The sequence below is a fragment of the Mycobacterium simiae genome (assembly GCF_008370645.1).
Lineage (GTDB): Bacteria > Actinomycetota > Actinomycetes > Mycobacteriales > Mycobacteriaceae > Mycobacterium > Mycobacterium simiae_A.
In genome coordinates this window covers 1-13,070 of the sequence record NZ_VTZN01000003.1, presented here as the reverse complement: position 1 = coordinate 13,070, position 13,070 = coordinate 1, and the positions used below count along the sequence as shown (strand labels likewise).

Annotated in this window: 7 protein-coding genes; 3 read left to right on the top strand and 4 right to left on the bottom strand. The window is 62.5% G+C overall.

The genetic code is table 11. The features are described 5' to 3' along the window. The first annotated feature begins 4 nt into the window (after positions 1 to 4). Positions 5 to 1,063 (top strand): rhamnan synthesis F family protein, encoded by a 1,059-nt coding sequence (locus tag F0Q45_RS01115; protein ID WP_188112738.1) that lies wholly within the window; start codon positions 5 to 7, stop codon positions 1,061 to 1,063. Between the two features lie 17 nt (positions 1,064 to 1,080). Here F0Q45_RS01115 and F0Q45_RS01110 read toward each other — a convergent pair whose 3' ends face one another. Beyond that, the gene (locus tag F0Q45_RS01110) at positions 1,081 to 2,043 is read right to left on the bottom strand and encodes a glycosyltransferase family 2 protein (RefSeq protein WP_149652149.1); all 963 of its coding nucleotides are present in this window, start codon (positions 2,041 to 2,043) and stop codon (positions 1,081 to 1,083) included. A 333-nt stretch (positions 2,044 to 2,376) separates the two neighbouring features. Here F0Q45_RS01110 and F0Q45_RS01105 point away from each other — a divergent pair, with 333 nt between their 5' ends. Then, complete coding sequence (locus tag F0Q45_RS01105) at positions 2,377 to 3,153, top strand: GAP family protein (RefSeq protein ID WP_149652148.1); 777 nt, start codon at positions 2,377 to 2,379, stop codon at positions 3,151 to 3,153. 421 nt (positions 3,154 to 3,574) lie between these two features. Then, positions 3,575 to 5,329 (top strand): AMP-binding protein, encoded by a 1,755-nt coding sequence (locus F0Q45_RS01100; RefSeq protein ID WP_149652147.1) that lies wholly within the window; start codon positions 3,575 to 3,577, stop codon positions 5,327 to 5,329. Between the two features lie 99 nt (positions 5,330 to 5,428). Here F0Q45_RS01100 and F0Q45_RS01095 read toward each other — a convergent pair whose 3' ends face one another. The 3 genes from F0Q45_RS01095 to F0Q45_RS01085 form a co-directional block, all read right to left on the bottom strand. Next, complete coding sequence (locus tag F0Q45_RS01095; protein ID WP_149652146.1) at positions 5,429 to 8,956, bottom strand: MMPL/RND family transporter; 3,528 nt, start codon at positions 8,954 to 8,956, stop codon at positions 5,429 to 5,431. A 115-nt stretch (positions 8,957 to 9,071) separates the two neighbouring features. Then, complete coding sequence (locus F0Q45_RS01090; RefSeq protein ID WP_149652145.1) at positions 9,072 to 10,331, bottom strand: glycosyltransferase; 1,260 nt, start codon at positions 10,329 to 10,331, stop codon at positions 9,072 to 9,074. 42 nt (positions 10,332 to 10,373) lie between these two features. After that, positions 10,374 to 13,070, bottom strand: a 2,697-nt coding sequence (locus tag F0Q45_RS01085) for an SDR family NAD(P)-dependent oxidoreductase (RefSeq protein ID WP_149652144.1), incomplete at its 5' end; no start/stop codon positions are given.

The window sequence follows — 13,070 nt, the reverse complement described above, 5'->3', positions numbered from 1 at the left end:
ATTTGTGAAACTCGTCGACGCGCTGAGCTCTCACTCCGCGCGCGCGAGAGCCGCGCGGCGCTACCGTCGGAATGGCGGCGCATTGGGCTTCATCTGTGAAACCCACCAAGAACTTCCCGCGCAGCCACCGTCCGGTCGGCGCACGCTGATCCTGTTCGCGCACTTTGATCCTCAGGGAATCGTCGACCCCTACGTCAGCTACTACTTGGAAGCGCTGTATGACCTGGGTGCAACGATAATTTTCGTTTCCGGGTCACCCAGCCTCACAACGGATTCGCTGGCTCCGGTCCGCCAATTCTGTACCGGCATCTATACCCGGGAGACATTGTCCCTGGACTTCGGCTCGTGGCACCTGGCATGGTGCATCATGCGAGAGTACGGCTGGTCGCTCGACCAATTCGACCGTTTCGTCGTCGCCAACGACAGCGTGTATGGTCCATTGTTTCCCCTCGAAGAGATGTGGAACACGTTTCACGGCGCCGACATGTACGGCGCCATCGAAAGCAAGGAGCAGCTGGGCTCCCACCTGCAGTCATTTTTCCTGGCATGGGATCTCAATGCGCGCACCCGCCCCTTTTTGAACGATTTCTGGAGTCGCTTCCAATATGTCGTCGACAAGCGGATCCTGATCTTGCGTTACGAGATTGGCATATCCAGGCGCGCCCGCAATGCCGGGCTGCGGCTCAAGCCATACGTCTCGGCCGCCACCATCAAACAGACTTACGGGCTTGCGCCCGAGCACCAATGGGCGATCAGGTTCACCGGCCCACCCCTGAACAACACCATCTACTTCTGGGACGGCTTGATCGAGCACTTGCGGTTTCCGTTTCTCAAGACGATCCTGCCGCGCTACAACACGCCCTGGCATCACTCCATGCCATATCTGCAAGATTTCATCGAGCAGCACACCGACTATCCCTACGAACTCATCGAGTCGAACGTCGACCGGCTCGGCTGTGGCGAGCCGGCCTGGGTAACGCCTTCGCGCAAGACCGTTCTGCAGGACAAGATCATCGATGAAATCCTGAACTTCAAGGAAGACCTGCGCCGCCGTTCGCGCTGACTGCAAGCGCCCTGACCTCAGGTCGGCAAACTCGATACACGGTCGCGTAGCCGCCGGGCGCGCGCGAACTCTTGAACCGGTGCCCGGGTAAGGCTTCTAAGGCGTAGGCCGCGATCCGGTCCGAACACGGCGATCATCAGGAACTGCAGCAGCCAGATGACTGCCCACCACCCCGTAGCGCTGATCCGAATCGCATTGGTGGACGCGGGATCCACGATCAGCCAGGTGAGGATGCGAAGCTGATCAAGCCAGCTGCGCTGGGTCCTGGTGTTACGTGCAGATTCCGTGGCTGCCGATTGGTTGCGCACCGACAGTTGTTGCGGCACAAAACAGACTGCCGATCGCAGCATCAGGCGTAGCCAGAAATCCAGGTCGACGAGCTGATAGATGTCGTCGCGAAGACATCCCACATCCAGCGCCAGCTGGCGCCGGAACATCACCGAGGTCGGTTCGCCGATCCAGTTGCTGCCCGCACCCATCAGCATCATCTGAGTGACTAACGAGGTTCCCCGATTGTATGCGCGTAACTTCACAAAGAAAACGTGTGGCTTGCTGAGCGTCCGTAGCCACCATGGGATGTCGGCGTTCAACACACGTCGGGGTGCGAAAGCAAGCCCGACGCCGGGGTCGTCGAAACATGCCGCGAGTGTCTGTAGTGCCCCGGGCAGCAACCAGTCGTCGCCGTGTACGAATTGGATGAGATCGCCGTGCGCGAGCTCGATGCACTTGTTGTGGTTGCCGTTAAGCCCGAGCCGAGTTCCGTTACTTACCAGGCGGTCGCCGCTTCTGAGCATCGTCGCGGCGATGGCGGCACACCCGTCTGGGGAAGCGTCGTCGACGACTACGATCTCGAACTCGATTCCCTGCTGATCCACGATGCTCTGCAGACAACGCGCGATTGACACGCTGTTGTTGTACATCGGTACGCACACCGACACCCTGGGGGGCGCGGGCGAATCGTCAACATCATTGGAACGCATGGCGTGCGAGCCCCTTCGTCGACGTGCAGCACAGCCGGCCTATCAGGCAAAGCCGCCCCAGCATAGCGGCCTGCGGCAACTCCGGATGGCCGCCAGTGCCCAGGGCCCATGGTGTGCCTGCGCGCGACAAACTGGTAGCTGCTGAGGCCGCGCGGGTGTGGCCGCCTGCTCAGGGCGCTGGGCGGCGGTGATGCCGGTCACATGTCGCGGGATCGGGGCGATCTGTTCTGCAATGAGGGGGTGACCGGTTGCCGATCCGGTGCCGAGGGCGAATTTGAGCCAATTCGCCAGTAACGCCACGAGATACAGCCCAGCCCAGTAACGTCCCCCTTGATGTGGAACACAGTCATATTCATCGGCTTGGTCATGGCGACCGACCCCATTCGGCTTGGCCTCGCCCTCGTCTGTGTTACACGGCGCCGCCCGCTGCTGAACCTGTTCGCCTTTTGGCTGGGTGGCATGGTAGCGGCCTTCGGTCTTGCCTTCGTGGTACTGGTGGTGTTGCGCGATATCGCGCTGGTGGCCATCAACGGGTCACTTGCCGCGATCAATGAGGCCAGGTCGGCGGTCGTCATCCTGGAAGGGCCCCGTCTTCAGGTAGTACTTGGCCTGATTGCGCTGGGGGGGGCGATCCACATGGCGGCTCGTCAGCGGGCCGGCGCACGGGTACTGGCCGGTGTCGGCGGCGGTGATGCTCCAGGCGGTGTGGCCGCCCTCGAGCCCGTGCAACACGGCCGAATTGCGAGCATGATCTACCGATTGGGTGAAGTGAGCCAGAACATGCTCACGCGCCCCGGCTTTGTTTGGCCGGCTTTTGTCGTCGGTCTTACCTCCTCGGCCCCTCCGGTCGAGACCGTGACCGCGATGACCGTCATCATGGGGTCGGGGGCGGCTCTTGGCACGCAGGTCAGCGCGTTCGTAGTGTTCATACTGTTGGTGCTGACGGTTATCGAGGTGCCACTGGTCGCTCTACTGGTGAAGCCCCGTCAGACCGAAGCTTTGCTGCATCGACTCAACGCGTGGTTGACCACCTACCACCGTCAGATCATCCTCACCATGCTGCTGATAACCGGAGTCACATTCCTGTACCAGGGCATAACCCGTCTCTGAGCAGCCCCCAGCTGACTCGCAGTCGATTTTTGCCTTCAGGCCGGACTCCGCGTACGTACTGGACACCAGTTCCCACAGCTCAGCTGTGGAGTTGTGCTGCCCGGCCGGCATGCCACGATGGTGACGAAAACCTTCCCGGGAGACCGCTTGCGCTTACTGATGCCGGGCCCGGTCACTCGCCCGTACGTTAGAGAGCCGGCCTCGTTGCCGTCCGTGCGATTGACGGCCGGATCCAGCTGACCGAGGTTGGAGCACCCGCTCGGAATGACACCTTCCTGGGGTTGAGCCGTCATCGGGCTCGGGTCGGGGGAAGGCCGAGCAGCGAGCTCAGTTGGCGGTGGGAAGGCGCACGTCCGCCTGCTTACGGGCGATCGGCAAGTTCCGGTACTTGGAATGCAATATCCTTTATGAAGGTAGTCTGATGGCCGTGGTTGAATCATCACTTCCTAATGTGGTGCGCGAGCGTGCAAGTCTGCAGCCCAACGACATTGCGCTCACATTTATCGACTACGAACAATCCTCGGACGGCGTTGAAATTACGCTGACGTGGTCGCAGTTGTACCGCCGTATGCTCAATCTCGCCGCGCAGCTCGCGCAGCATGGATCGACCGGGGACCGGGCTTTGATCTTGGCACCGCAGAGCCTCGACTACGTCGTCGGGTTTCTCGCGTCGCTGCACGCCGGTCTTGTCGCTGTACCGCTTTCGGTTCCGCAGGGTGGCGCCCACGATGAGCGCACGACTTCGGTGATGGCCGACACGTCGCCGGCGGTCGTCCTCACGGCGTCGTCGGTGGTCGACAACGTCAGGGAATATGTCGTACCACGGCCCGGGCAGGACCCCACCGCGATTATCCAAGTCGACACGCTGGACTTGGATGGACGGCCGGGGCCGGCCGCTCGCGCCAAATATGAACAAGCCAACCCGCTCTATCTGCAGTACACATCTGGCTCCACCCGTACGCCGGCCGGCGTCATGGTCTCGAATGAGAACATGTTCGCCAATTTCGAGCAGATTATGAGCGGCTTCTACGGGCAGTACGGGAAGGTCGCCCCGGTGGGATCGACCGTCGTGTCGTGGTTGCCGTTCTATCACGACTTGGGCTTCATCCTTGGCATCATTCTTCCCATTCTGGGTGGTATTCCAGCCAAGCTGACCAGCCCGATCCATTTCCTGCAGCGGCCTGCCCGATGGATGCAACTGCTGGGCAGTAACCCGCTCGCCTTCAGTGCCGCGCCGAATTTCGCCTACGATTTGGCGTCCCGCAAGACCAACGATGAAGATTTGGCGGGTCTGGATCTTGGCGATATCCACGGCATCGTCAGCGGGGCCGAGCGGGTTCAACCGGTCTCTGTCAGGCGCTTCATCGATCGGTTCGTCCCGTTCGGTCTCGATCCGAAGGTGATCCGTCCAGCGTACGGAATGGCAGAGGCGACGGTGTTTGTGGCGACCCGCAAAGCGGGCGAACCGCCCAAGATTGTCGACTTCGATGCCCAGCGGTTGCCCGAGGGGCAAGCGGTACCGGTCGAAGCCGAAAATGACTGCACCGCACCGTTGGTCAGCTACGGCACCGTGGATACACAGCTAGTTCGCATTGTCGATCCCGACACCCGCATCCAGTGCCCGGAGGGAACCGTAGGCGAAATATGGGTGCACGGCCAGAACGTCGCCCTAGGGTACTGGGAGAAGCCGGATGTGTCGGCGCGCACGTTTGGCGCAGCGATTGCCAATCCTTCGGACGGCACACCAGAAAGTCCCTGGCTGCGGACGGGAGATTCTGGATTCCTCTCCGACGGTGAGCTTTACATCGTCGGTCGCCTCAAAGACTTGTTGATCGTCTACGGGAAGAATCATTCGCCTGACGACATCGAAGCGACGATCCAGGCGATCAGTCCGGACCGGTGTGCGGCGATTGCGGTTCCCATGGACGGAATCGAAAAGCTGGTCACCATTATCGAATTCAGGCAGAAAAACGAATCCGCCGAGGAAGCGGCTGAACGGCTCGGCTATGTCAAACGTAAAGTGACGTCGGCCATCTCGAAGTCGCACGGGCTGAGCGTCGCGGACCTTGTGTTGGTGCCGCAAGGTTCGATACCGGTGACCACCAGCGGCAAGGTACGGCGTGCGCAGTGTGTCGAACTGTACCGCCAGGCCAAGTTCGCCCGTTTGGATGCCTAGCTAATACTGCATCGAAATTGAAGTCACGTACCCCTGCGTGGGCGTGTCGCCTGCCTGGTGTCAGTGTGGCGGTGCGCTTCCGCGGCGGCCCCCGTAGCGTCAGGTGATCACCGGCGTGTCGTGCTTCGGCCGCAGCGCGTCGATGTCCCCGTTTGACCCTCGTTCCAACTGCTGGTAGCCCGGCAGACCGGCGAGTCCGAAGAGCGGTAGCGAGTGGTTGAGGAGACGGTCAACCGGTTCTTTGCCGATGCCGGCGTCGTTGCACTTGCGCTTGTTTTTTGACGCGCACTTCGGCAGGTCGTAGGCCGGCATGGTGGTGCGACCGAACAGCGGCAGCGCGTGTCCGGGGAGTAGCTCGATGGTGCTGGCAGCGGACAACGCCGGCGCTTTGCGGACAGCCTTCGGTTTGGGTGGCGGGGCCGCCGGAGCAGGCGCCTTGGCGCTGGCAACGTGTTTGGCCCGGGTGAGCCACACGTCGGTCTGCGCTTCCCACTTGGACTTCTTGCGCTGCTTGCCTTTTCCGTCTTGCCGACCCAGCTTGGACGGCCACCAGTTCTTCTGGCCGATCAAGGCGGCCATGGCGGGAACCGTGACCGTACGCACCAGGAAGGTGTCGATCACGATCCCGATGCCGATGGTGAAACCGGCCTGGGCCATCGTATTGATGCTGGCACCGATCAGACCGAACATCGACGCGGCGAAGATCAGACCGGCAGAGGTGATCACGCCACCGGTCGAGCCCACCGTGCGGATGACGCCTACCCGCACACCATGCGGGGACTCGTCTCGTATTCGGGAGATCAACAGCATGTTGTAGTCGGCGCCGACCGCGACCAACAGAATGAACGACAATCCGGGCAGGCTCCAGTGGATTTCCTGACCCAGGATCAATTGGAAAACGATGACGCCCAGGCCAAGCGCCGACAAGAAGGAGACCAGTACCGAGCCGATCAGGTAGAGCGGTGCGATGATGGCTCGCAGCAGCGCGACCAGAATCAAGAACACAATGATGATGGTCGCGATGACGATGAACAGGATGTCGTTGTTGTAGTAGTCGCGGGTGTCACGCAGCCCGGTCGGAACGCCCAACAAGCTCACCTTGGCATCCGCCAACTCCGTATTTGGTTGCGCCGACCGGGCCGTTTCCAGGATCTTGTTGACCTGATCCATGCCTTCGGTGCTGAACCCGCTGAGAGCGCTTTGCACCAGGTAGCGCGCCGCATGCCCATCGGGCGAGAGGAACAGCAGCGCGCCCTTTTTGAAGTCGTCGCGCGTCAGAACTTGCGGCGGAATGTTGAAGCCAGCCATGTTCGGCCGTTCCGCGTCGCGCTTCATCCCCAGCAGGAAATCGGAGGCCTCGTCGAGTCCGCCGCCCATCTTCTTGACCTGTTCGACCAGTGCCTGCACGCCATCGGCGACGGCCGCACTGCCATCAGCGAGAGCACCGGCACCCGCCTGCATGTTCGACAACGTGCTGGGGAGACCTTTCACCGCCTTGAGAGTGGCGACGATCTGCTTCAGTTGCGCATCCAGTTTGCCCACTGTTTGTGCCAGCGTCTGGAACCCTTCTGTCTGCTGGAGGGTTACCGCAAACGCTGCGATCGACCGCAGTAGTCCGTTGTTTCCGGATTCGACGATCGCGGCCAGCTGCGAGCGAGACCGCACGCAGGCAGGGTCGGCGTTGCACGTCGGGCTGGAATTGAGGGCTGTCACCATCGGGCTGGCCCAGACCGCGGTTCGTTCGGCATCCTGGACGGTCCCGCTCAGATTGTTCCCGAGCGCCCGCATGCGCCCGACGTACTGGGACGCGTTGTCGAGCTGTTGGATAGTTTTGTCGCCGCCCATCAGGTTGAGCATGTTTTGCAGCATTTGGACAAGCCCGGCTGAGCTGGTCACGGCGTCGTTGACTTGCGATCGCACTTCGGCCAAAGCCTGCGCCAGTTGGCGGGAGCCGCCGGCGAGGTTGTCCAGGTCGCTGCCATGCTCGGTTATCGCGTTGGACGCCTCACCGAGTTTGCCGCCGACCTCGCCTGCCTGGAACGACACCTTGGTCTCTTTCAGCGGTTCCCCGTTGGGCCGGGTGAGGCCGCGCACCATCACGATGTCGGGCAGATCGGCAATACGGCGCGACATCATCTCGAGGTCGGCCAGGGCGGCCGGTTCCCGTAGGTCGCGCGGTGACTGGATGAAGAGGGCCATCGGCGTCATCGAGTTCATCGGGAAGTGCCGGTTCAGCGCGTTATAGCCCTGCACGCTGTCCACGTCCTGCGGGACGGTCTTGAGGTCGTCATAGTTGAACCTGATCAGGCTCGCGCTGCTGGCCAGGATCGCCAGCACGATCAGGCTGCCGATCAGGTGGATTACTGGGCGACGCACAATGCGGGTACCTGTGATCCGCCAGAAGCGGGTGGTCAGGTCCCGGCGCGGCTTGATCCAGCCGCGTCGTCCGATGAGCACCAGGATCGCGGGCAAAAAGGTCGTCGCGGCCAGCAGCGTCACGATGATCGAGAAGGTGATTGCCGGGCCTACCGCAGAGAACACTTCCAGCTTGGTGAAGATCATTGCGAGAAACGTGACTGCCACGGTGGCCGCGGATGCGGTAATGACCTTTCCGATCGACATCAACGCCTTTTTGACCGCAACATCAGACGTTTCGCCTTGCCGCACGTAGTCGTGGTAGCGGCTGATCAGGAAGACGGCATAGTCCACCCCGGCACCGATCATCACCGCGGTCATGAAGACGATGCTCTGGATGTTGACGACCAAGCCCAACTCGGTCAGCGCCGAGAGCAGGCCCTGCGCGCCCACGATGGACACACCGATGGTGGCCAGCGGGATCATCATCGTGACCAGGTTGCGGTAAACGATGATCAGGATGAGCAGCACGCTGACGATGGTGCCGATCTCGATGATCCGCACGTCTTCCTCGCCGAGCTTCTGCAGGTCGGAGACGGTGGCCACCGGCCCGCTCAGGTGGGCGGTCAGCGAGGTTCCCGCGACCGTCTTCTTGACGATCGCGCTAACGTTTCTGAGCGCCGCTTGCGTCTCGGGCGCCGGTGCGTCACCGGGGAAGTTGATCGCGAGGTTCCAGGCCTTATGGTCCTTGCTCTCGAAGATCTCGCGAAGTTCCTTGGTGCCCAGGAAGTCCTGGACCGACATCTTGTCTGCGGTGTCGGCCTTGAGGTTTTCGATCAGCTTGTGGTAGGTGTCCTCGTCGGCGGCGGTCAACCCCTTCGGGTTGATCAGGATGACCATCAGCAGGGAGCCGCCACCCTTGTCATGGAACGCGTTATTGAGGTCTCGCTGTGCGATCATGGTCGGCGCTTCGTCCGGCAGTGGCTTCTGCTCGCGCTTGGCGGCCTGGGCCTGCAGGGGAGGAAAGCCCAGCACCAGGACTGCGACAACCGCGATCCACGATCCGATAACCAACAAGGGGAACTTGACGACAAAGTCGCCTACCCGGTCGAAGATCCCCCCGGGTTTGGCGTCGTCATGTGATCTTGCCTGCCCCGACACCTCAACAACCGTACAAGCGGACCACAGTTCGCGCGGGGGAATGACAAATTCCTCATTAACCGTGATGTGGTCGTTACGTCGGCTGCGAACGATACGCGCCGCAGCAAACATGCAGTTCAGGCGCTTTCTTGGGCATCTAAAGCGTGGCCCGGGCCGCCATCCAAACCGGTAACTCGACGACCACAACCTTGGACGGGCGTGCTGATCTGGTCGGGGCGAACACAGCTCAGGTGCGCACCCGCACTGATTCCTCCAACAGATCGGCGGCCGCGGCGACCGCGGGGCCCGGTTGTCTCATCTGAGTGGAGATGTTGCGGGCCCGCTGCGCGTACTCCGGTGCAAGAATGGTGCGCAGCTGCTTGAGCAGCGACTTGCGGGTGATGCTAGTGAAGCGTTTGGCGGAGCCCACTTTCAGCCGCTGGACCGCGCCCGCCCACAGCGGCTGATCGGCCACATCCCAGAGAATCAACGTGGGCATTCCGGCGCGCAGGCCCGCGGCGGTGGTGCCGGCACCACCGTGGTGGACGACCGCGCGGCAGGTTGGAAGGATGACCGAATAGTCGATCAAGCCAACAAGTTTCACGTGCTCAGCAGGCGGGGTGTCGCCAGAGCCGTGCGCGGGGGAGTAGATCAGGGCTCGTTCGCCCAGCTCCGCGCAGGCATCTGAGATCATGGCGAGCGTCTCGGTGGGGGATTGGACTGGTGTGCTGCCGAAGCCAAAGTAGATCGGCGGTGTACCGGAGGCGATCCACGATTCGAGTTCCTCGTTGGGTTCGGCATGCAACTGCATCGTCAGGGCGCCGACGAAGGGCCGCTGGCCGTTCCACTCTTCGGCAAGTCCGGGAAACAAGACCGGGTCGTATGCCTGAATTTCTGGGGCTCCGCGTTCGGCAATGCGTCGCGCCGCCGGGCCAGCCGCCGGTGGTAGGCCCAGTTCATGGCGCTGCGCGCGTTCGACCTCCTTGCTGACGTAGGTGTACAGCCGAAACATCGCCTTCATCGTCGACCGCACCACCGCGGGGCGCATCAGGGGCGTCGGTATCAACGGAACCCTGAGCTGACCGTTGACCTGCATCGGGAAGTGATGCAGCGCTGCCACCGGGATGTCGTAATACTCTGCGACATTGGCGACGACGCCGTGGTACGTCTGGCCGGTCATCAACAGGTCGGCCCCGTCGGCCAGCGCAGCCAGCGTCCTTCCCATTTCCACCCAGCCCCCGATGAACAGCTCCTTGCCGGCGCGGGCCAGGTTGAGGGGATTCTGCGCCTTGCTGAGGCTATGAACGACAGTCGCGACCGCGTTTATCTGTTCCTCGGAATCCGGCCCGTAGGCGACCCCAGTCAGTCCCGCGGACCCGACAAATCCGATCAGGTTGGGCGGGACCGCCATCTGCACTTCGTGCCCCCGCCGCTGCAACTCCATACCTACTGCGGCGCAGGGTTCGACGTCACCGCGAGTTCCATGGACTGCGAAGACAAATTTCATTAGCGGAACCGAGCCTCCAGGAGTACAGCAGACACTTTGACGTTAGACGGGTGCCGGCGCATCCCCTGGGGGGGCCAACTTTTCGTACATCAGATCCGCCAGGCCCCGCACGGTGGTGTTGATGTCGGTGGCGGTGATGCGTATCCCGGTTTCGGCTTCGATGCGGGCGCGCAGTTCCTGGCTGCTCAGCGAGTCAAGGCCATACTCGGTCAGCAGACGATCGGCATCGATGGTGCGGCGCAGAATCAGGCCGATTGCTTCGGAGAGCAGCCGCCGGAGCCGGGCTGGCCATTCTTGTTGTGGCAGCTGGTTTAGCTCAGCGAGGAACTTGCTTGTGTCCGAACGGCTTTGACTCAGGGATTGGAACCTCTCCGCGAATGGGCTCCGTTGTGCAAAGGCAGTCAACCACGGTGATGGGTTCATCGGGGCGTAGCCAGCGTATGCGCGGTCGTGGCGCAGCAGCGCCTGGAACGCGTAGTCGCCCTCGTCGGCAGTGATAGCGGTGTCGCGCCAGTGAGCGAAGGCGGTGCCTTCGCCGGCTTCTTGAAGAGCCATGTCCTGGCCGATCTCGGCCCGGATCGCGGCGGCGCGGCCGACGTCGGCCCACAATGCCCAAGCAATCGAGGTTGCGGGCAGGCCCTGGGCGCGGCGCCAATGGGTGAACGCGTCGAGCCAGCTGTTAGCCGCGGCGTAGGCGGCCTGCCCGGGTGAGCCCAGCAGGGCGACCGCCGATGAGAACGAGCAGAACCAATCCAACGGCTGAGTGGCCGCGGCTTGGTGTAAGTTCCACGCACCGTAGACCTTTGGAGTCCAGTTGTGCTCGAGGATATGGTCGGTCAGGTTAGTCAGCATGGCGTTCTCGAACACTGCAGCGGCGTGCACCACGCCTCGCAATGGAAGCCCGGTGGTGGTGGCCACCGCCACCAAACGCTCCGCAGTGCTGGCGTGCGCGATGTCGCCGCACGCCACTGCGATGTCGGCACCCATCGCCCGGATGAGCTCGATCGTCTGCAGCGTCTTTGCATTGGGCCGAGAGCGGGAGGTGAGCACGATGCGGCCGGCACCGGCGCTGGCCATCTTTTCGGCAATGAAGAGTCCCAGGCCGCCGAGGCCGCCGGTGATGATGTAGGAGCCGTCGCTCCGGAAAGCGTTGGCCAGGTGGGGCGGTACCACCACATTGCTCTGCCCTTCGTGCGCCACGTCGAGCACGAGTTTGCCCGTGTGCTCTGCTGCGCTCATCATGCGGATAGCTGTGGCCGCATCGCGAAGCGGGTAATGAGTAGTTACCGGTAGCGGCAACTCACCGTCTGCGACGAGCCGATACACCGTGCCCAGTAGGTTGGCGATCCGCTGCGGGTGGCTTTCTGCCATTAGCGCCAGGTCGGCATAGTGGAACGTGAGGTTGCGCCGGAACGGGAGCAGCCTCAGCCGGGCGTTCGCGTAGACGTCCTGCTTGCCAAGCTCGACGAAGCGTCCGCCGATGGCCAGCAGCTCTAGCCCGGCGCGCTGTGCGGCACCGGTCAGAGAGTTGAGTACGATGTCGACCCCGTAGCCGTCGGTGTCGCGACGGATCTGCTCGGCGAACTCGACGCTACGCGAGTCATAGACATGCTCAATGCCCATGTCGCGTAACAATTGTCGACGTTCCTCGCTGCCCGCCGTGGCGAAGATCTCGGCTCCGCCGGCGCGGGCGATTGCGATCGCCGCCTGTCCGACGCCGCCGGTGGCGGAGTGGATCAACACCCGGTCACCGGCGGTGATCCTGGCTTGGTCATGCAGGCCATACCAGGCGGCGGCGTGGGCGGTGCTTATCGCGGCCGCCTGGTCGTCAGTTAAGCCCGGCGGTAGTGTTACCGCCACGCGGTCATCACAGGTGACGAAAGTGGCCCAACAACCATTCTTGGAAAAGCCACCTACATGGTCACCTACTCGATGAGCGGTGACCCCGGGTCCGACCGCGGTTACCACGCCGGCGAAATCCATACCGATGTTTGGCATCTCCCCATCGATGCTGGGGTATCGGCCGAACGCGACGAGGACATCGGCGAAGTTGACGCTGGATGCGTTGACGGCAACCTCGATTTGTCCCGGCCCCGGGGGGACTCGGTCGAACGCCGTGAATTCTAAGGTTTGCAGGTCACCGGGCGTACGGATCTGCAGCCGCATTCCATGGTGTTGGTGGTCGACTACGGTGGTTTGGCGCTCTTCGGGGCGCAGCGGAGTGAGGCTCAGTCGCGCGGTGTACCAGTTATCGTTGCGCCAGGCGGTCTCGTCTTCTTCGGTAGCCACCAACATTTGGCGCGCCAGCTGCTCCGCGCCGGTCTGTTCGTCGACGTCGATGTGTGTGACTTTCAGCGGCGGGTGCTCGGCGCTGATCACCCGCAGCAGGCCGCGCAATCCGCCCTGCTCGAGATTAGCGCGGTCGTCGGCCAGCACTGTTTGGGCGTTTATGGTCACGACATACAGTCGGGGTATCTGCCCCAGGGACTCCGGGAGCACGCGGGTGATGCGAGCCACATGCTTGACGTATTCAGCGCCACGGACGGGGGACTCGTCGTCGGGGTTGCCGTTCTGGGGCGCGGTGAGCACCACCAAACCGGTGAACCCGTCGGCCTCAAGCTGACCGAGCAGCCGTTCGGCTTGGGCCACGTGGTCGGCATGCTGGGACCAAGACGTGGTCGTGCATTGCGCATCGTGCAGCTTCAGCGCGTCGGTCAGCTTCGTTGCCACGAGGTCGGC

Coding starts and splice junctions, on each gene's coding strand:
- F0Q45_RS01100 (WP_149652147.1), top strand. CDS start 3,575: ATGGCCGTGGTTGAATCATCACTTCCTAATGTGGTGCGCGAGCGTGCA.
- F0Q45_RS01110 (WP_149652149.1), bottom strand. CDS start 2,043: ATGCGTTCCAATGATGTTGACGATTCGCCCGCGCCCCCCAGGGTGTCG.
- F0Q45_RS01105 (WP_149652148.1), top strand. CDS start 2,377: ATGTGGAACACAGTCATATTCATCGGCTTGGTCATGGCGACCGACCCC.
- F0Q45_RS01090 (WP_149652145.1), bottom strand. CDS start 10,331: ATGAAATTTGTCTTCGCAGTCCATGGAACTCGCGGTGACGTCGAACCC.
- F0Q45_RS01095 (WP_149652146.1), bottom strand. CDS start 8,956: ATGTTTGCTGCGGCGCGTATCGTTCGCAGCCGACGTAACGACCACATC.